The sequence below is a fragment of the Rhodococcus sp. PSBB066 genome (assembly GCF_017068255.1).
GTDB lineage: Bacteria > Actinomycetota > Actinomycetes > Mycobacteriales > Mycobacteriaceae > Rhodococcus > Rhodococcus aetherivorans.
This window is the reverse complement of record NZ_CP070859.1, coordinates 2,926,864-2,949,010: the sequence shown is the minus strand read 5'-3', so window position 1 is coordinate 2,949,010 and position 22,147 is coordinate 2,926,864. Positions and strand designations below refer to the sequence as shown.

Sequence of the window (22,147 nt, the reverse complement as noted above, 5' to 3'; positions counted from 1 at the left end):
ACTCGTCCCGCCCGGGAGGAATCTACCGGCCGGTATTCAGTTCCGCATACTCCATGGGTCGACGGCGGCCACTGTCGTCCACTGCCCACCCGCGGCAACGGACCCCGGCGGGACCTCGTCGCGGTCGGTGACGACCACGACCCCGAGGTCGTCACCCGGTGCCTCGTTCAACGCGTCTACCAGCGAAGACGGCACGAACGCGTGGGTTACCCATTCGTCGGCCACGACGGCGGCGAGGTCGGCGCCGGGCTCGGGCACGATCACCACCGCCCCCGCGATCCCGGCAGCCAGGATCGCGAAGATGCGCCACTGCTCCGCCGTGAGGTCGCACACCAGCGACCGCGATTCGTAGTCCAGCTTCAGCGCGGCCGCACCGCCGCGGACCACGGCGACCAGTTCGCCGTGGTAGAGCACGCGGCCGGCCACCCACAGCGCGGGGTGCTGCGGCTGCAGGACCCGGACCCGCTCCGAGTAGTCGACCGGCCGGTGGGACAGCGTGTCCACGGCGGCCACCGTCGCCGGGTCGTCGAGGCACACCCAGCGCGCGGCGGCGGACCGACGGGCGTCCGACCCGGTCGTCGTCAACCCGAGCCCGGGTGTCTCCGCAGGCGTGGCGGAGCCGGACACGGCGGGCACGATCGCGGCACCCGCCTTGGTCACCGCCCAGAGCGCGGTGATCAGCTCGGGGCCCGCCGGCACGGCGACCGCGACGCCGTCGCCGGGCCCGACGCCCTCGGCGATGAGATACCGAGCCCACTGCGACGACCGGCGGTCGAGGTCGAGGTAGGTGACCTCGACGCCGTCCGCGACGAACGCCGGGGCCTCGGGATCGGACTCCACGGCGACCTGCCACTCCTGCGGCACCGTCCGCTCGACGCGGTCGGGGACCGCCACCGGCTCGGGCTCGATGACCGTGGGCGCCGTGCGCTCGGTCTCGGTGCGGATGTCGATGTCCCCGACCACCGCGTCGGAGGTTTCCGCGACGGCGCGCAGGACGGTCACGAAGCGTTCGGCGAACGTCGCGACGGTGCCGGCGTCGAACAGGTCCACGGCGTAGGTGAACCCGACGTGCATGCCGGCGGCCGAGCCGCCCGGGTGCTCACGCGGATCGACGGTCACCTGCAGGTCGAACTTCGCGGCGAGTTCACCGGCGTCGAGGGCCTCGACGGTGAGACCCGGCAGTTCGAGGCGCGCGGCCTCGGTGTTCTGGAACGACAGCACCGTCTGGAACACGGGATGCCGGGCCGGGGAGCGCACGGCCACCACGTCGTCGACCACCCGCTCGAACGGCACGTCGGCGTGGCCGAACGCCTCGAGGTCGACGGCGCGGGCCCGGTCGAGCAGCTCGGCGAAGGTCGCCGCCGGGTCCACATCCGTGCGCAGGGCGAGGGTGTTGACAAACATCCCGACGAGGTCGTCGAGGCGCCGGTCACCGCGGCCCGCGACAGGCGTGCCGACGACGATGTCGTGGGTGCCGCTGAGCCGGGCGAGCAGCACGGCGAGCGCCGCGTGGACGACCATGAACAGCGACGCCCGGTGCTCGAGCGCGAGGGCGTCGAGCCGCTGCCGGATCTGCGCGTCGACCTCCACCGCCACCGTGCCGCCGCGCAGCGACGGCTGCGGCGGCCGGGGCCGGTCCGTGGGCAGATCGAGCAGTTCGGGCACCCCGGCCAGGCGCGAACGCCAGTAGGACAGCTGGGCACCGGCCGGCGACTGCGCATCGTCGGCGTCACCGAGGACCCGACGTTGCCAGAGCGCGTAGTCGGCGTACTGCACCTCGAGCGGCGCCCAGGCCGGCGTGCCGCCCGACAACCGCGACGCGTAGGCGGTCATCAGATCCCGTGCCAGCGGCGCCAGCGACGCACCGTCGGCGGAGATGTGGTGGACGACGAGAGCGAGCACGTGGTCGTCGGCGCCGACCGAGACGATCCGGCCGCGCACCGGCACCTGCGCGGAGACGTCGAAGCCCTCGGCGGCGAGGGCGACGACCTCGGCGAACGCCTCCTGCTCGGACGCCACCTCGACCGGCACGACCGCGGGCACCACCGCGTCGGCGTCGAGGACGTGCTGGTAGGGCCCCGTCTCGTCCTGCGGGTACCGGGTGCGCAGCGACTCGTGCCGCTCGATCACGTCGCGCACCGCGGCGGTGAGCGCCGCGGTGTCGAGGCGGCCACGCAGCCTGATCGCGAGCGGGATGTTGTAGCTCGCGGAGGCGGGATCGAGCTGGTTGAGCACCCACATGCGTTGCTGGGCGAGCGAGAGCGGCACCCGATCGGGGCGGGGCCCGGCGGTCAGCGCGGGCCGGGGCGCCGATTCCGCGTGCGCGTCGGCCCGGGCCGCGAGTTCGGCGACGGTCGGTGCCTCGAACAGTTCGCGGATCGCGAGGGCGGTTCCGAGCGACTCGTTGATCCGCGCGATCACCCGCGTCGCGATGAGCGAGTTGCCGCCGAGCTCGAAGAACGAGTCGTCCGCACCGGCCCGCTCGACGCCGAGCACGTCGGCGAACACCTGCGCGACGGCGCGTTCGGCGGCGGTGGCCGGTTCGCGGCGCCCGCCCGCGGTGGTGGCGGTCGCCTGCGGCACCGGCAGGGCGCGCCGGTCGAGCTTGCCGTTGACGGTGAGCGGCAGCTCGTCGAGGACGACCACGAGGTCCGGAATCATGTAGCCGGTGAGGAAGGCACCGAGCTGCTCGCGCACGCGGGCCACGTCGACGTCCGCGCCGGCGCGGGGCACGACGTAGCCGACGAGCCGGTCGCCGAGACCGTCGTCGCGGACCACGGCGACCGCCTGGGCCACCGCGTCGGCACGCAGCAGCGCCGCCTCGACCTCGCCCAGCTCGATGCGGAAGCCCCGCAACTGCACCTGCGCGTCGCTGCGCCCGGCGTACTCGAGCTCGCCGTCGGCGTTCCACCGCGCGACGTCGCCGGTGCGATACAGCCGGCCCGCCCCGAAGGGGTCGGCGACGAACCGCGCGGCGGTCAGTCCCGGCCGACCGAGGTAGCCGCGGGAGAGCTGGTCACCGGAGACGTACACCTCGCCCGGCACCCCGACCGGGACGGGCTGCAGCCGCCGGTCGAGCACCCGCAGCCGCAGCCCCGGCAGGGAGCGGCCGATCCGGCTGGCGGCACCGGGGCGCGCGGCGCCGCGGTCGAGGGCCAGGAACGACACGTGAACCGTGGTCTCGGTGATGCCGTACATGTTGACCAGCGTCGGCGCCACGGGCCGGCGCCCGTACCAGCCGTCGAGCTTGCCGAGGTCGAGCGCCTCGCCGCCGAACACGACGTATCGCAGTGCGAGCGGATCGGCGTCGGGACGCTCCACGGACGCGACCCGGTCGGCCTCGTCGAGCTGAAGGAACGCCGAGGGGGTCTGGTTGAGCACGGTGACCCGCTCTGCCCGCAGCAGCTCGAGGAACTGTTCGGGCGAGCGTGAGGTCAGGTAGTCGACGACGACGAGCCGGCCGCCGTACAGCAGCGGTCCCCACAGCTCCCACACCGTGAAGTCGAATGCGTAGGAGTGGAACAGCGTCCACACGTCGTCGGCACCGAACCCGAACAGCGGTTCGGCGTTGTCGAACAGGGTCAGCACGTTGCGGTGGGTGACCGCGACGCCCTTGGGGAGGCCGGTGGAGCCGGAGGTGTAGATGACGTAGGCGCGGTTGTCCGCATGCAGCGGCGCGCTCCGCTCGGCGTCGGTGAGCGGCCCGGACGGCGCGTGCGGGTCGTCGTCCTCGATGTACACCCGGGGCAGGCCGACGTCCGGCAGAGCGTCGCCGTCACCGGTGGTGGTGGTGACGACGCAGCGCGGACGTGCGTCCTCGAGCATGTACCGCAGCCGCTCCGCCGGATACGTGGTGTCGGTGGGCAGATACGCGGCACCGGACTTGAGCACCCCCAGCAGCGCCACGATCAACTCGGCCGACCGGGGCAGCGCGACGGCCACGAGCTCCTCCGGGCCCGCCCCGGCCGCGACGAGCCGGCGGGCGAGGCGGTTGGCGCGCGCGTCGAGCTCGGCGAACGAGAGGGTGCGTCCGGCGAACGTGACGGCCGGGGCGTCGGGGCTGCGGCGGACGACGGCGTCGAAGCGGTCGGCGAGGGTCGCCGCTGCGGGCACCCGGACCCCGGACCCGAGCGTGCTCCACTCGGTGAGGATCCGCTCGGCCTCGGCGTCGTCCAGGAACGGCAGCGCGCCGACCGGGGTGGCGGCGTCCACGGTGACGCCGCGCAGGATCCGGGTGAACCGGTCGGCGAGGGACCGCATGGTGGGGGCGTCGAAAAGATCGGTGGCGTAGGCGAGTTCGACGGTCATCCCGCCGGGGGCGCCGCGCTCCGAGAGCTGCTCGGCGACGGTGACCTGCAGATCGAACTTCGCGATGGCCGTGTCGAATTCGACCCCGGAGATGCTCAGGTCGGGCAGCTCCAGGGCGGACTGCGGCAGGTTCTGGAAGGTGAGCATCACCTGGAACAGCGGGTGCCGGGCCTGCGAGCGGGGCGGGTCGAGCACCTCGACGAGCCGTTCGAACGGCATGTCGGCGTTCGCGAACGCCTCGAGATCCGTGCCGCGCACCCGGGCGAGCAGGTCGGCGAACGGCTCACCGGGTTCGACGGCGGTGCGCAGCACCAGCGTGTTGACGAACATGCCGATCAGGTCGTCCAGGGCGGCCTCGCCGCGGCCCGCGACGGGGGTGCCGACGGCGATGTCGTCGGTGCCGGACAGCCGGGCCAGCAGCACGGCCAGCGCCGTGTGCACCACCATGAACACGCTCGCGTTGTGGGTGCGGGCCAGGTCGGCGAGCGCCGCGTGCAGTTCGGCGTCGATCGGGACACGAAGGGCGGCACCGTGATTGGACGCAACGGCGGGACGGGGCCGGTCCACCGGGAGGGTGAGTTCCTCGGGCAGGTCGGCGAGCTGCGCGCGCCAGTAGGCGAGCTGCCGCGACAGCACGGATTCCGGATCGTCCTCGTCGCCGAGCACCTCGCGCTGCCAGAGCGCATAGTCGGCGTACTGAACCGACAACGGCGGCAACGGATTCGGCTCGTCACGGGTGCGCGCCCGATAGGAGGCGACGACGTCACGGGTCAGCGGCGTCATGGAAAAACCGTCGCCGGAGATGTGGTGCACGACGAAGACGAGCACGTGCTCCTCGTCGGAGATCCGCAGCAGCGCGACGCGCCACGGCACGGCGGCGGTGACGTCGAACCCGGTGCCGACCAGCTCGAGGACGCGAGCGGGAACGTCCTCGGCCGCAACCTCGACGGGGGCGAGATCCGGCAGTACCTCGGCCACCGGCAGTACCACCTGGTAGCCGTCGCCGTCGGTCTCCGGGTAGACGGTGCGCAGCGACTCGTGCCGGGCGACGAGGTCGGCGACCGCGCCGCGCAGGGCGTCGACGTCGAGACGCCCGGCGAGCCGGATCGCGACGGGGATGTTGTCCACCGCCGACTCGGGCGCGAACCGGTTCAGGAACCACATGCGCTGCTGGGCGAGCGACAACGGGATCCGCTCGGGGCGGTCGCGGGCGACCAGCGCCACGGCACCCGAGCCGGCCTGCGACTCGAGCCGCGCCGCGAGCGCCTCCACCGTCGGCGCCTCGAACACCAGCGGCACCGGCACCCGGGTGTCGAGGGCCGCGCCGAGCCGGGCGACGAGCCGGGTGGCGACGAGGGAGTTGCCGCCGAGGTCGAGGAACGAATCGTCGAGACCGACCCGCTCGACGCCGAGGACGTCGGCGAAGACGTCGGCGACGGCCTGCTGGGCCGGGGTCTGCGGCGCCCGGTACTCCCGGACCGCGAACACCGGGGCGGGAAGGGCCGCGCGGTCGAGCTTGCCGACGGGATTGAGCGGCACCTCGGCGATGGGGACGACCGCCGCCGGGAGCATGTAGTCGGGCAGGAAGCCGGCCGCGAACTCGACGAGAGCGCCGGTGTCGAGGTCCGCGCCCCCGGCGGCCGGCACGACGTAGGAGACGAGCGCGGTCTCCCCGGAGGGCAGGGCGCGGCCCACGGTGGTGGCGAACTCGACGTCCGGGTGCCGGACGAGGACCGCGTCGATCTCGGTGAGTTCGATGCGGTAGCCGCGGATCTTGACCTGGAAGTCGGAGCGGCCGAGGTACTCGATCACACCGCTGTCGTCCCGGCGCACGAGGTCGCCGGTGCGGTACATGCGCGCCCCGCCGTCCGCGAACGGGTTGGCGACGAACCGGTCGGCGGTCAGGCCCGGACGGGCGTGATACCCCAGCGCGAGCTGTGCGCCCGCCAGGTACAGCTCACCGGTGACACCGGCGGGGACCGGGCGCAGGTGCGTGTCGAGCACGTATGCCCCCACGCCGGGGATCGGGGTACCGATGCGGATCGGCTCGCCCGGGTGCAAGGGGGCACTGCTCACCGCCAGGACGGTCGCCTCGGTCGGCCCGTATCCGTTGAAGAAGTCGCGGCCGGGCGCGGCCCAGCGCTCGACGAGATCGGGACCGAAGCTCTCCCCCGCCACCACGACCACGCGCAGGTCGTCCAGGCCCTGCGGGTCGACGGACCCCAGCGCCGCCGGGGTGATGAAGGTGTGGGTGACGCGCTCGGCCGCGAGCAGCTCCGCCAGGTCCGCGCCGCCGACGATCGTCGGCGGCGAGACCACCAGGGTCGCGCCGGCGGTGAAGGCGCTCAGCAGCTCGAGCATCGACACGTCGAAGCTGGGCGAGCAGATGTGCAGCACCCGCGCCTCGGCGGTGACCCGGTAGTGCTCGCGTTCGGCGGTGATCAGGCCGGCGATGCCGGTGTGCGGGACGGACACGCCCTTCGGCAGGCCCGTCGACCCGGAGGTGTAGATCATCCAGGCCGGGTGCAGCTCGGACAGCGGCCGGATCCGATCGGCGTACGACACCGGGTGGCCGGGGCGGGCGGCGATGTCACCGGCCACGCCGGGATCGTCGAGCGCGGTCCACCGCACCGAGCCCGGCAGGTCCGCGGCGAAGGCCGTGAGGGTCAGGCCGACGGCCGCGCCGGAGTCGGACACCATGTGCAGGACCCGCTCGGCCGGGTACTTCGGGTCGACGGGCAGGAACGTCGCCCCCGACTTCGCCACCGCCCACACGGACAGGACGGACTCCGCCGAGCGGGGCACGGCGACCGCCACCACGTCGCCCGGGCCGATGCCCCGCTCGATCAGCAGCCGCGCCAGCTGCGACGACTTCTCGTCCAGCTCCCGGTACGTGAGCGTCGCCCCGCCCGCCGCGACGACCGCCGGGTGATCGCCGCGTTCCTCCACGGCCGATACCAGCAGTTGCGGCAGCAACGTCGCCTGGGTGCGGGTGCGGGAGCCCCGCTGGGGGCGGGTGGGGGCGGGACGGCGGCTGCGGGCGGGGCGTTCGCGGCGCTCGACGGCCGGCGACTGGGGAGCGATCGCCGGATCGCTCCCGCCCAGGCTGCCGTCGTGTCGAGAAGACCGCATGTAGATGCCCACATCCTTCGCTTCGGTTCCGTTGCTCGCGCGCGAACGAGCAAGCATAGTCACTGCGCCCGGCGCCCTCGGCGGGACCGTACCGGCCGGTAGCCGCCACTCGTTCATCCACCGATGCGCCCGCGACGTTACCCTCGGGCCCCCGCCGGGACCGGACGCGGTGAGGCTCCCCCGACGAAAAGGGGAGCCTCACCGCGGCGGGCCGGACCTCAGGCGACGACGACCCGATGGGCCGTGCGCCACCGCTCGAGCAGGTCCTCCGGCGCCCGATCGACCACGACCACCACCGCCAGATCCTCGAGCCCCCCGGGTTCGAGTGTGTCGAGCGCGTCGGCGGTCAGGTGGGCATGGGTGACCCACTCGTCGTACAGGGCGGCGTCGAGTGCCTCCCCCGAGTCGGCGCCCTCCGGCACCACGACGACCGTCGCGCCGGTGGCCGTGACCAGCAGCGGCTCGAGCGCACCGGCCTCCGCCGCGGTCGACCCGACCGCGGCGCTGCGCGACTCGTAGGTCAGGCCGTACTGCTCGCGCAGCTCGCCGATCCGGTCGATCAGCTCGGCCTGGGTGAACGTGCGGGTCGCGGTGACCAGGGCCGGGCTCTCGGACCCGACGACCCGGAGCCGGTCCGCGTACGAGACGGGGTGTGCGGCCTGCCCCGCCTGCTCGGCGCGCAGCTGCTCGTCGTCGAGCGGCAGCCACGTGACGGTGCCGGGCAGGCCGGCGGTGAGTTCCGCCACGGTCAAGCCCAGCGTCACCCCTGCGGCGCCCGGCGCCCCGACGAACGGGCCGCCGGGATCGACCATCAGCAGGGCCGCGCCGGTCTTGGCGACCGCCCACTGCGCCACCACCGACTGCACCGACCGCGGGACGGCGACGGCGACGACGTCGCCGGTGCCGATGCCGCGCGCGATGAGCAGCCGCGCCAGCCGTGACGAGCGCGCGTCCAGCTCGCGGTACGGCACCTCGGTGCCGTCGACGGCCACGGCCGGGGCTTCCGGATCCTCCTCGACCACGTGGGCCAGCACGGCGGCGAGCGTGCGGCCGGTGCTCGCGGCCGGAGCCTGCGCCGGCTCGGCCTCGGCGACGAGGTGTGCCCGCTCCGCGGCGTCCATGAGGTCGATGTCCCCCACCGCCGCCTGGGCGTCGGCCACGAAGGCGTCGAGGACCCGCACGAACCGCTGCGAGAGCACGGTCACCTCCGTCTCGTCGAAGTACCGCTCCAGGTACTTGAAGGTGAACACGATCTCCGACTGCGCGAGGGTGAGCAGCGTCAGCGGGTAGTGGGTCGCGTCATCGAGCCGGACGTCCGTGACGGTCATGCCGTCGAGGTCCGTGGCGGCGGAGGACAGCGCGGCCCGGTCGATCGGGTACGACTCGAACACGAGCAGCGTGTCGAATCCGATCCGCCCGCCCGCCCGCTGCTGGATCTCGGTCAGACCCAGGTAGTGGTGGCCGAGCAGTTCCGCCTGCTGTGCCTGCACGCGGCGCAGCAGCTGCGCGACGGTCTCGTCGTCATCGGTGTCCACCCGCACCGGCAGGGTGTTGATGAACAGGCCGACCATCGACTCGACGCCGGGCAGCTCGGCCGGCCGGCCGGACACGGTGGCGCCGAAGGTCACGTCGGAGCGTCCCACGATCCGGCCGAGCAGCACCGCCCAGGCCGCCTGCACCAGGGTGTTCACGGTGACCCCGAGGCTCGCGGCCAGGGCGGTCACCGCCGCGGCGCGTTCCTCGTCGAACACCACGTGCACCGAGGAGATGGCGTCCGCGTCGGGATGCCGCACCGACGGGGCGAGGACGGTCGGCTCCTCGACGCCGGCGAGTGCCTTCGCCCACACCTCGAGCGACGCCTCCCGGTCCTGCTCCGCCAGCCACTCGAGGAACTCCCGGTAGGAGCGGACGGCCGGGAGCGCGGTGGTGTCCCCGTGCGTGACGTACAGCGCCATGAGGTCCTGCATGAGGACCGGCATGGACCAGCCGTCGAGCAGGATGTGGTGGACCGTCACCGCGAGCAGCGAGCGGCCCTCGGCCACGTCGACGAACAGGAACCGGATCAGCGGGGCGGTGCCGAGGTCGAAGCGCCGGACCTGCTCGTCGCGCAGGATGCGGGCCAGCTCGGCGTCGCGGGCGTCCTCGGCGAGGCCGCCGAGGTGCTCGTGCCGCCACTGCACCTCGACGTCACCCAGCACCAGCTGCACGGGATCGCCGCTGTCGGTGACGAACACCGTCCGCAGGTTCGGGTACCGGTCCAGCAGCGCCTGCGCCGCGGCGCGCAGCCGCTCCGGATCGACCGCACCGCCGAGTTCGAGCACCGCCTGCATCGTGTAGACGTCCACGCTCGCCTCGGTCATGAGCGCGTGGAAGTGCAGACCCGCCTGCAGCGGCGACAGCGGCCACGCGTCGGTCACCGACGGGTACCGCGACTGCCACACGTCGAGGTCGTGCTGAGCGACCGACACGAGCGGCACGTCCGACGGGGTCAGGCCCCCGGCGCCCGGCTCGCGGACGTGGCGGGCCAGCGCAGCCAGGGCCTCATGCCAGTGCTGTGCCAGCTCCTCGATCTCCGAGCGCTCGACCACCCCGGCGGGGAAACCGAAGCGCGCCTCGAGCTGCGGGCCCTCCGGGCGGTACGACACGGTCGCCGCGACGTCGATCGTCGCGGTGACGGGCAGGCCGGCGGGGCGGACCGTGAGGTCGCCGAACGCATCGGCCGGCGCCCACGCACCGCCCGGGACCGGCTCGCCGTAGTGGAACGCAACCTGCGGCCGCGGAGCGCCGAGCTCCCCTGCGGAATCGGGGTCGAGGTGCCGCAGCAGACCGAAGCCGGCACCACCGTCGGGCAGGGCCCGCAGCTGTTCCTTGACCGCCTTGACGGCGGCGCCCATCGCCGGTCCCCCGGCGAACGCGTCGTCGAGGTCGATTCCCTCGAACCCGGCACGGAACGGGAATACGGTGGTGAACCATCCGACGGTCCGGGACAGGTCGGCACCGGGGACCACGGCCGCATCGCGTCCGTCCCCGTCCACCGCGAGCAGCGTGGACGTCTCGTCGATGCCCCGGTCCCGGCGCCACCGCACCAGCGCGAGGCCGAGCGCGGTGACCAGACCGTCGCGGACGGTGCCGTGGAACCGCTCGGGCACCGCGGTGAGCAGCGCCTCCGTGTCCGCGGCGGGGACGGTGCCGCGCACGTGCTCGACCGTGGCGCCGAGATCGACGGCCGGGTCGAGCGGGCGGTTCCCGATCGGGAAGTCCGGTCCGTCGAGGATCGAGCGCCACAGTGCGAGTTCCGTGCGGCGCTCGGGCCGGCCGGCCGCCTCGACCAGCCCGTGCGCCCAGCGGCGCAGGGAGGTACCGACCGGGGGCAGCACCACCGGGCGTCCGGCCGCGAGGGCGTCGTACGCGGCGGCCAGATCGTCGACCAGGATGCGCCAGGACGCGTCGTCGGCCACGAAACGGTGGGCGACGATCAGCAGCGTCTCGCCGCGCCCGTCGTCGATGCGGACGAACTGCACCATCCGGCCCGTGGCGGGGTCGAGTCGCTCGACGGCCGCCCCGAGGGCCCGCTCGGCGCGGGCCCGCACGTCGTCGGCCGCGTCCGTTTCCGGTTCCGCCTGCGCCAGCAGGGTTTCCGGGTCGACGGTGCCGGTGGCACGCACCCGCAGGGCGACGGCGCCGTCGGCGTCGTGCTCGACGATCGCACGCAGCGCGTCGTGATGGTCGACGAGCACGCCGATTGCCCCGGCCAGGGCGTCGTGGTCGACGCCGGAGGGCAGGGTCACCGCCGTGGCCACGGCGAGTCGTTCGACGTGGCCGGCGGCGTCGAGCGCGTCACGCATCGCCGGCGTCAGCGGGACGTCGCCGACACCGCCACCGGGCAGTTCCGCGGGTGCACCCGCCCCACCGCCGGTGAGGGTGGCGACCTCCGCCAGACCCGCGACGGTCTTGCGTTCGAACACGTCCCGCGGGGTGAACACCACCCCGCGGGCCTTCGCGCGCGAGACCAGCTGGATCGAGACGATGCTGTCGCCGCCGAGGGCGAAGAAGTCGTCGTCGAGACCGACCTGTTCGAGACCGAGCACCTCGGCGAACACCCGCGCCACGGCCTCCTCCGTGACGGTGGTCGGGGCCCGGAACTCCCTGGCCTCGAACACCGGCGCCGGCAGCGCCTTGCGGTCGAGCTTGCCGTTGACGTTCAGCGGCAGCGCCTCGAGCAACACGAACGCCGCCGGCACCATGTACGACGGCAGGTCCCGCCCGAGTTGCGTGCTCACGTCGGCGACGTCGAGCACGACGCCGGGCTGCGGCACCACGTAGGCGATCGCCTGCGGTCCGACCCGGTCGTCCTCGCGGACGATCACCGCCACGTCCCGGATACCGTCGACGCCGCGCAGCGCGGCCTCGATCTCGCCGAGCTCGATGCGGAAACCGCGAATCTTGACCTGGAAGTCCGTGCGTCCGACGTACTCCAGGCGACCCGCCGGATCCCACCGCACCAGGTCACCGGTGCGGTAGAGCCGTTCGCCGTCCCCGAACGGCGAGGCGACGAACCGCTCCGCCGTCAGATCCGCCCGGCCGTGGTAGCCGCGCGCCAGCTGCGCACCCGCCAGGTACAGCTCACCGGGCACGCCGGCCGGGACCGGATTCAGCCGCGCGTCGAGCACGTACACCCGCGAATTCCACTCCGGGACACCGATCGGCACCGACACCCCGGTGGCGTCGTCGACCTCGTGGAAGGTCACCGACACCGCGGCCTCGGTCGGACCGTACAGGTTGTCCAACCGGGCCGTGTTGTGCGCCAGGAACCGTCGCGCCGTCGCCGCCGGCAACGCCTCACCGATCGCGAGCACCCGTCGCACCGACGCCGGGAGCCGGTCCTCGCCGTCGACGAGGAGCGTCTCGAGCATCGACGGCACCACGTGCAGGGTGGTCACGGACCGCTCCGCCGTCAGGGCGTTCAGATAGCCCGGGTCGCGGTGCCCGTCCGGCGCGGCGATCACCAACCGGCCACCGGAGACCAGCGCCGACCAGAACTCCCACACCGACAGATCGAACGTCGCCGCCGTCTTGAGCAACACCGCATCGTCGGCACCGAGCGCGTACTCCGCCCGCTTCCACACCAACTGGTTCACGATCGCCCCGTGCGGCACCGCCACACCCTTCGGCCGACCCGTCGAACCCGACGTGAAGATCACATACGCCGTGTTCGACGCCCGCAACGGCGACCGCCGCTCCGCATCGGTGACCGGAGCGTCCGACAGTTCGTCGAGGTCGAGGGTGTCGAGAGTGAGCGTCGGGATCGTCTGTCCCGGTACCACGAAGCCGTCGCGCTCGGTGGTCAGCACCACCACCGGAGCCGCGACCTCGAGAATGTACCCGGTCCGCTCCGCCGGCTGATCCGGATCCACCGGCACATACGCACCACCGGCCTTGGCCACGGCGTACATGCCCACCAGCAACTCGACCGACCGGCGCATCGCCAGCGCCACCGTCGACTCCGGCCCCACACCCAGCGCAACAAGCTGCCGCGCAAGACGATTGACCCGGGCATCGAACTCGCCGTAGGTGAGCGTCACACCCTCGAACACCAACGCCGGCGCGTCGGGAGCGCGCCGCACCTGCTCGTCGAACAGATCCACCAGCGTCGCCGGCCCCCCGACCGCACGAGCGGTCTCGTTCCACGCCTCGAGCACCCGCACCCGCTCGGCCACCTCGAGAATCTCGATATCCCCCAGAGCCACCGACGGATCCGCCACGACCGCCTCGAGCACCCGCACGAACCGCTCCGCGAACACCACGACGGTCGGCTCGTCGAACAGATCCGTGGCGTACGTGAGCACGCTCGTGATCCCCTCGGGGGCGCCGTCGTCGGCGTACCGGTCGGTGACCACGAGATGCAGGTCGAACTGCGAGGTCTGCAGGTCCGCGTCCACACCGGAGACGGTCAGTCCCGGCAGCTCGAGGCTCGTCGTCGCGAGGTTCTGGAACGACAGGCCCACCTGGAACAGCGGATGCCGCGCCGTCGACCGCTCCGGATTGAGCACCTCCACGAGCCGCTCGAACGGCACGTCGGCGTTCGCGAAGGCCTGCAGGTCCCGCTCCCGCGCCTGGTCGAGCAGGTCGGCGAAGGACTCGCCGGGCTCGACCCGGGTGCGGAAGACCAGCGTGTTGACGAACATGCCGATCAGATCGTCGAGTTCACGCTGACCGCGGCCGGCGATCGGCGTGCCGATCGCGATGTCGTCGGTGCCCGACAGCCGCGCGAGCAGCACCGCGAACGCGGCGTGGACGGCCATGAACAGCGTCGCCCCCCGGCCCCGCGCCAGCTCGACCAGTCGCCGGTGCAGGTCGGCGTCGATCGTGAAGTCGATCTTCCCGCCCGCGAAGGACTGCACCACCGGCCGCGGCCGGTCGGTCGGCAGATCCAGCTGGTCCGGCAGATCCGCCAGGGCCTGCTTCCAGTACGTCACCTGCTTCGCGGCCACCGACGCCGGGTCGTTCTCGTCGCCGAGCACCCGCCGCTGCCACAGGGCGTAGTCGGCGAACTGCACCGGCAGCGGTGCCCAGTCCGGAGCGTTCCCGGTCGACCGGGCGACGTACGCCGCCACGAGATCGCGGGTGAGCGGCCCCATCGAGGAGCCGTCCGCCGAGATGTGGTGGACGACGAAGGCGACGATCATCTCGTCCTCGCCGACGGCGAACAACCGCACCCGGATCGGGGCCTCCGACGTCACGTCGAAGCCGGTGTAGGCCAGCTCGCGGATCCGATCGGCGACCTCGTCCCAGGTGGTGACGACCGGTGTCAGGTCCGGGACCACCGCCGTCACCGGCAGCACGACCTGGACCGCGCCGTCGTCGGTCTCCGGGTACGCCGTGCGCAGCACTTCGTGCCGGGTGAACACGTCCCGGATCGCGTCCTGCAGCGCCGCGACGTTCAACCGGCCCGAGAGCCGCAGCGCCACCGGCAGGTTGTAGGCCGCCGACTCCGGGTCGAAGCGGTTGAGGAACCACATGCGCTGCTGGGCGAGCGAGAGCGGCACCCGTTCCGGCCGCGGCCCGGCCACCAGTGGCACGGAGCCGCCGGATCCGGCGTGCTGCTCGACGTGCGCCGCGAGCGCCTCGACCGTCGAGGCGTCGAACAGCACCCGCACCGGCACCCGCGAATCCAGCGCCGCACCCAGGCGCGCCACCAGCTGCGTGGCGATCAGCGAGTTACCGCCGAGCGCGAAGAAGTCGTCGTCGAGACCGACCCGGTCCACGCCGAGGACCTCGGCGAAGATGCCCGCGACGATCTCCTCGATCGGAGTCGTCGGGGCCCGGAACTCCCGCGCGGCGAACGTCGGCGCGGGCAGCGCCTTGCGATCGAGCTTGCCCGAGGTGTTCAGCGGGAACTCCGCGAGCACCACGATCGCCGCGGGCACCATGTACGACGGCAGCGTCCGCGTCACGAACGCGATCACCTCGCCCGCGTCCACCTCGTGGCCCGGCGCGGGAACGACATAGCCGGCGAGCTGGTCGCCGGTCGGGGTCGGCACCACCAGCACCGCGGCCTGGTTCACCGACTCGTGCGCCAGCAACGCCGTCTCGATCTCGCCGAGCTCGATGCGCTGACCGCGGAACTTCACCTGGAAGTCGGTGCGGCCGATGTACTCGAGTTCCCCGGTTTCGTTCCAGGTGACCAGGTCGCCGGTGCGATACATCCGCTCCCCCGGCGCCCCGAACGGGTTCGCGACGAACCGGTCGGAGGTCAGGTCCGGGCGGCGGACGTAGCCGCGGGCCAGCTGCACGCCCGCCAGATAGAGCTCACCCGGGACCCCGACCGGCACCGGCCGCAGCCGGCCGTCGAGGACCAGCACCCGCACGTTCCACTCCGGGACGCCGATCGGCACCACGTCGACCGGACCGGTGGCCGGCGCCTGCCAGAAGGTGGCCGACACCGCCGCTTCGGTCGGGCCGTAGAGGTTGTCGATCGCGGCCGTGCTGATGCGCCGCACGCCCTCGATCGTCTCCGGCGGCAGGGCCTCGCCGATCACGAAGATGTGCCGCAGCGTGGCGCACGACTCCCGGTCGACGTGGGCGGCGAACACCGTGAGCATCGACGGTACGAAGTCGGTGATCGTCACCTTCTCGCGGGCGATGACGTCCGCGACGTACACCGGGTCGCGGTGGCCGTCGGGTGTCGCCACGACCAGCTTCGCCCCTACGCTCAGCGGCATGAAGAAGCCCCACAGCGACACGTCGAACGTCGTGGCCGTCTTCTGCAGGTAGACGTCCTGCGCCGTCATCTCGAACTCGTCGAGCATCCACGCCGTCTGGTTGACGATGGCGCGGTGCGTGACGGCGACGCCCTTGGGCCGGCCGGTCGAGCCGGACGTGAAGATGGCGTAGGCCGTGTTGTCCGGGCGCAGCGGCGCACGCCGGTCCCGGTCGGTGACGGGCGCGTCCGAGACCGCCGACAGATCCAGCTCGTCGACGAGGACGGCGTCGACGGTGAGCCCGTCGGGAACGGTGAACTCGTCGCGGGCGGTCGTGACGATGCACACCGGGTCGGCCGTGTCGAGGATGTGCCGGACACGGTCGACCGGGTGATCCGGATCGATCGGCACCCATGCGCCGCCGGCCTCGACGATCGCGTACATGCCCACCAGCAGGTCGAACGACCGCCGGATCGCCAGGCCCACCAGGGACTCCGGCCCCACCCCCTGCGAGATCAGGTGCCGCGCGAGGCGATTGACGCGGGCGCCGAATTCGGCGTACGTCAGCTCGGCACCTTCGTAGGCCAGCGCCACCGCATCCGGGGTGCGCCGGGCCTGCGCCTCGAACCGGGACAGGAGCAGTTCGGTGCCGTCGAGGGCGTGGTCCGAGTCGTTCCACCCGTGCAGGATCTGCTCGAGTTCGGCCGCGTCGAGCAGATCGACGTCGCCGACGGGCAGCGCCGGCTGCTGTGCGATCGCTTCGAGGACCCGCACGAACCGCGACAGCAGCGTCTCGACCTGCTGCACGTCGAACAGCCTGCGCTGGTAGCGCAGGTCGAGTTCCATGCCGGATCCGACATGGATGAACAGGCTCAGCGGGTAGTGGGTGGCGTCGTTCGTGCCGACGCCGGTGACCGACATGCCGTCGATCGACGCCGCCTGGTCGGCCAGGCCCTTCTCGTCGAGCGGGTAGGACTCGAACACCGTGAGGGTGTCGAACGCCACGGTCGGCCCGGCGACCCGCTGGATCTCGGTGAGACCCAGATGATGGTGTTCGAGCAACTCGGCCTGCTCCTGCTGCAGGCGCTGCAGGAACCGCTCGATCGGCTCCTGCGGATCGAACGTCACCCGCACCGGCAGGGTGTTGATGAACAGGCCCACCATCGACTCCACGCCGGGCAGGTCCGCCGGCCGGCCCGACACGGTGGCGCCGAAGACGACGTCGTCGCGTCCGGTCGACCGGCCGAGCAGCACGCCCCACGCCGCCTGGACGAGGGTGTTGACGGTGACGCCGAGCCGGGCCGCGGCCGAGGCGATCTCGGCCGTGCGGGCGTCGTCGAGCAGCAGCCGCACGCGGTCGGCGCCCTCGGCGCCGGGGTGCCGGTCGGTCGCCGGAGCGAGCAGCGTCGGCTCCTCGAACCCGTCGAGCACCCGGGCCCACGTGGCGCGGGAGGCGTCGAGGTCACGCTCGGCGACCCACGCCAGGAACGACCGGTAGGAGCGGGCCCGCGGCAGCGGCGACGCATCCCCGCGGGTGGCGTACAGCATCATCATGTCCTGCATCAGCAGCGGCATCGACCAGCCGTCGATGAGGATGTGATGCACGGTCACGCCGAGCTGGTAGCGGCCGTCGCCGAGCGACGCGAGGACGAACCGGATCAGCGGCGCCTCGTCCATCGCGAACCGGCGCGCCTGCTCCTCCCGCCAGAACGGGACCGTCGCGCGCACGCCCTCGGCGGCGACGAGCTGCGACAGGTCGGCCTCACGCCACGGCACCCGCACGTCGGAGAGCACCACCTGCACCGGGGCACCGGCGGCGTCGGTGACGAACACCGTCCGCAGGTTCGGGTACCGGTCGAGCAGCGCCTGCGCCGCACCGCGCAGCCGCTGCGGATCGACCACGCCGTCGAGGTCGAGCACGGCCTGGATCGTGTAGACGTCCACGCTGGATTCGTCCATGAGGGCGTGGAACAGCAGGCCCGACTGCAGCGGGGACAGCGGCCATACGTCGGTCGCCGACGGGAAGCGCGCCTCCCACGCCTCGAGGTCCTGCTGGGTCACCGACACGAGCGGCACGTCCGACGGGGTCAGGCCGCCGGCGCCGGGCTCGCTCGCGTACCGGGCCAGCGCCGCGAGCGCGTCCACCCAGTAGGCGGCGAGGGACTCGATCTCGTCCGGGCCGAGAAGGCCGGTCGGGAAGGCGAATCCGGCCGCGAGCTGCGGTCCGTCCGCACCGTCGGACACGATCGCGTTGATGTCGACGACGGCGTTGGCGGGCATGTCCGCGTCGAGGGCGGCGTCGACCCCACCGAGCGCGTCCGTCGGAACCCAGCCGATCGCGGCGAGTTCCTCGGGCACGTCCGCGGCGGACACCCGGCCGAGGTAGTTGAAGCTCACCTGCGGCTGGGTGGTGTATGCGGACAGGATCTGCGAGCCGACCGGATCGAGGTGGCGCAGCAGGCCGTAGCCCATGCCCTTGTCCGGGATCGCCAGGAGCTGTTCCTTGACGGCCTTGACGGCGGATCCCATGGCGGTGCCGCCGGCGAAGGCGTCGTCGACGTCGATGCCGGTCAGGTCCACCCGCACGGGATGCGCGCTGGTGAACCAGCCGACGGTGCGGGACAGGTCCGCACCCGGCACGACCGACTCCTCGCGGCCGTGACCCTCGAACTTCAGCAGCGCGGACGTCGCGTCGACGCCGCGGTCGCGCCGCCACCGGGTCAGCGCCAGGCCGAGCGCGGCGATGAGCCCGTCGTTGACGCTGCCGTGGAACAGCGCGGGCACCGCGGTCAGCAGCGCCTCGGTGTCGGCCGCGGGGATGTTCACGTCGAGACGCTGCACGGTCGACGCGACGTCGACCGCCGGGTCGAACGCGCGGCCGCCGAGCAGCGGGTCCGGCCCGTCGAGCACCGACCGCCACAGCTCCAGCTCCGCCCGGCGTTCGGGCGCGCGCGCGGCGTCCACCAGACCGTGGGCCCAGCGGCGCAGCGACGTGCCGACCGGCGGCAGCGCGACGTCCTGTCCCGCCGCCACCTGGCCCCACGCGACGGCGAGGTCGGGCAGCAGGATTCGCCAGGAGACGCCGTCGACCACGAGATGGTGGGCGACGACGAGCAGCACGCCGGGGCGTTCGCCGGGTCCGAAGTCGAACCACACGAACCGCAGCACCCGTCCCTCGGTGGGCGCGAGCCGGTCGAGCGCGGCGTCGAGCTCGCGCGACGCGACCGCGGTGAGCGCGGCGGCGTCGATGTCGGCGGGCACCTCGACGCGGGTGACGAGTTCGTCGGCGTCGACCGTGTCCGCGGCACGCACCCGCAGCACGGGGGCGCCGTCGGCGTCGTGCTCGAGGATCGACCGCAGCGCGTCGTGGTGGTCGACGACGGCGCCGATGGTGCGCACCAGCACGTCCCGGTCGATGTCCTTCGGCAGCGTCACCGCCACGGACTGGGAGAAGCGGTCGAACCCGCCACCCCAGCCGAGCACCTCGCGCATGATCGGCGTGAGCGGCACCTCGCCGACGCCGCCGCCGGGCAGTTCCTTCAGACCGCCGGGGCCCTCGCCCGCGGTGGTGCGGGTCGCGACCTCGGCGAGACCGGCGACGGACCGGCGCTCGAACACGTCACGCGGCGTGAACACGACGCCGCGGGCCTTGGCGCGCGAGACCAGCTGGATGGAGACGATGCTGTCGCCCCCGAGCGCGAAGAACGACTCGTCGACGCCGACCCGGTCGAGGCGCAGCACCTCGGCGAACACCTCGGCGATGATCTCCTCGAGATCATTGCTCGCGGCCCGGAATTCGCGCTCCTCGAGCTCCGGTTCGGGCAGCGCGTCGCGATCGAGCTTGCCGACGGGGGTCAGCGGGATCTTGTCGAGCACGACGAGCGCGGAGGGCACCATGTGCGTCGGCAGCGAGCGGCCGACGAACTCGGTCAGCGCGGCGGTGTCGATCGTCGCGCCCGCCTTCGGCAGCACGTAGGAGACGAGCACGGTGCCGCCGGAGGGCGTCGTGCGGCCCAGCGTGGCCGCGAACTCCACGGTCTCGTGGGACGTCAACGCCGAGTCGATCTCGCCGAGTTCGATGCGGAAACCGCGCACCTTGACCTGGAAGTCGCTGCGCCCGACGAACTCGAGTTCGAGCCGGTCGTCGTCCATGACGCGCCAGCGCACCATGTCGCCGGTGCGGTACATCCGCGCGCCGTCCGCCGTGAACGGATCGGCGACGAACCGTTCCGAGGTGAGCACCGTGCGCCGGTGGTAGCCGCGGGCGAGGGCGGCACCCGACAGGTACAGCTCACCCGCGACACCCACGGGGACGGGCCGCAGCCGCGAGTCGAGGACGAGGGCGGTCGTGCCGCGCACGGGGCCGCCGATCGTGATCGGATCCCCGGGCCGCACGTGCGCATAGGTGGAGATGACCGTCGCCTCGGTCGGACCGTAGCCGTTGAGCAGCGTGCGGCCGGGCGCCCACCGGTTCACCAGCTCCGGCGGCAGGGCCTCACCACCGACCACGACCACCTCGAGGCTGTCGAGGCCCTCGGGGTCGACGGTGCCGATCACCGCGGGGGTGATGATCGTGTGGGTGGGGCGTTCGGTGCGGAACAGTTCCGCGAGGTCGGGGCCGCCGATGATCGTCGACGGCACGACGACCAGCGTCGCGCCCTGGGAGAACGCCGCGATCCACTCCATCACCGACGGGTCGAAGCTCGGCGACATGATGTGCAGGAACCGCGAGCGGGACGTCAGGCCGTACAGGTCGATGATCGTGTCCAGCAGCCCACCGAGGCCGGTGTGGGTGACCACGACGCCCTTGGGCCGGCCCGTCGAACCCGACGTGTAGATCAGGTAGGCAGGGTGCTGCGGGCGCAGCGGCCGGACACGGTCGGCGTCGGTGATCGGTGCCGACGAGCGGGCCGCGACGTCCGGTGCGAGACCGGGATCGTCGACGACCAGCCACTCGGCGTCGTCGGGCAGGCCGGCCCGGTGTGCGGTTCCCGTGATACCCAGGGCCGCACGGGAATCGGAGAGCATGTAGCGCACGCGCTCCGGCGGGTACGACGGATCGACCGGCACGTGTGCGGCGCCGGCCTTCGCCACCGCCCACACCGCACGGACCATGTCGTAGGAGCGCGGGAACGCCACGGCGACGATGTTCTCGGGGCCTACGCCGCGCTCGACCAGCAGCCGCGCGAGCCGGGACGAGTCCTCGTCGAGCTCGCGGTAGGTGATCGACCGTCCCTCGTACCGCACGGCGGTGGCGTCCGGGTCCAGGGACGCGCCGGCCGTGAGGAGGTCGGCGAGGGTTCCGCCGCTGACGACGTCGGTGCCGCGGACGTGGGTCAGCCGCTCGAGCTCGTGCGGCGCGAGCAGCGGCAGGTCACCGACGGGCAGGGCCGGGTCGGCCAACGCCGCGTCGAGGAGGTGCGCGAAGCGGGCGGCGAACCCCTCGACGGTGCCGGCGTCGAACAGGGACCGCGCGTAGGAGAACTCGGCGGAGATCCCGTCCGGTCCGCCCTCGGTGGTGGTGTGCTCCCGCAGGGTCAGTGCGAGGTCGAACTTGGCGCTGTCCACGTCGAACGGCACCGTGGACACACTCAGCTCGGGCAGCTCGAGTCCGGTCTCGGGGAGGTTCTCGAACGACATGGCGACCTGGAACAGCGGGTGCCGGGCCGTGGACCGCTCGGGGTTGAGGATCTCGACGAGCCGCTCGAACGGAAGATCCGCGTGGGCGAACGCCTCGAGATCGCTCTCGCGGATGTGCCCGAGATGCTCGGCGAACCCGGCGTCGGCGTCGATGTGGCTGCGCAGCACCAGGGTGTTGACGAACATGCCGATCATCTCGTCGAGTTCGGCCTCACCGCGGCCGGCGATCGGCGTGCCGATCGCGATGTCGTCGGCGGCGGACATGCGCGCGAGGAACACCGCGAGGGCGGTGTGCATGACCATGAACAGCGTCGTGCCGCTGCGCCGGGCGAGGTCGGCGGCCTGCCGGTGGGTGGCCGCGTCGATGCGGAACTCGACCGTGCCGCCCTCGAAGGCCTGCACCGACGGCCGCGGCCGGTCGGTGGGCAGGTTCAGCTCGTCGGGCAGGCCGGCGAGCGTCCGCTTCCAGTAGTCGGCCTGCGCGGAGACGAGGCTGTCCGGATCGTCCTCCGATCCCAGGACCTGCCGCTGCCACAACGCGAAGTCCGCGTACTGCACCGGCAGCGGCGCCCGGTCCGGTTCGTGCCCCGCCGCGCGCGCGACGTAGGCGATCATCACGTCCCGCGTCAGCGGTGCCATGGACCAGCCGTCGGCACTGATGTGGTGCGCGACGAACACCAGCACATGGTCGTCGCCGGCGATCCGGAAGAGCTTGGCGCGCAGGGGGATCTCTTCGGTGACGTCGAAGCCGGCGGAGACCACCTCGGTGACCCGGGCGACGAGGTCGGCCTCGGAGACCGGTTCGGGCGTGAGATCGGGTGCGGCCTCGGCGACCGGGAGGACCACCTGGAAGGCGTGCCCGTCGG

At 72.8% G+C, this 22,147-nt stretch carries 2 protein-coding genes (1 of these 2 cut by a window edge); both read right to left on the bottom strand.

From position 1 onward, the window contains the following. Positions 1–36 precede the first annotated feature (36 nt). Positions 37–7,440: a non-ribosomal peptide synthetase gene (locus JYA75_RS13465; RefSeq protein ID WP_239010583.1), complete on the bottom strand. Its 7,404-nt coding sequence runs from the start codon at positions 7,438–7,440 to the stop codon at positions 37–39. 218 nt (positions 7,441–7,658) lie between these two features. Beyond that, positions 7,659–22,147 carry the final stretch of a non-ribosomal peptide synthase/polyketide synthase gene (locus JYA75_RS13460; protein ID WP_203330100.1) on the bottom strand. Its footprint extends 15,055 nt past the window's final position, so the window shows 14,489 of its 29,544 coding nt (coding positions 15,056–29,544); its start codon lies off the right edge, out of view; the stop codon is at positions 7,659–7,661.

Coding starts and splice junctions, on each gene's coding strand:
- JYA75_RS13465 (WP_239010583.1), bottom strand. CDS start 7,440: ATGCGGTCTTCTCGACACGACGGCAGCCTGGGCGGGAGCGATCCGGCG.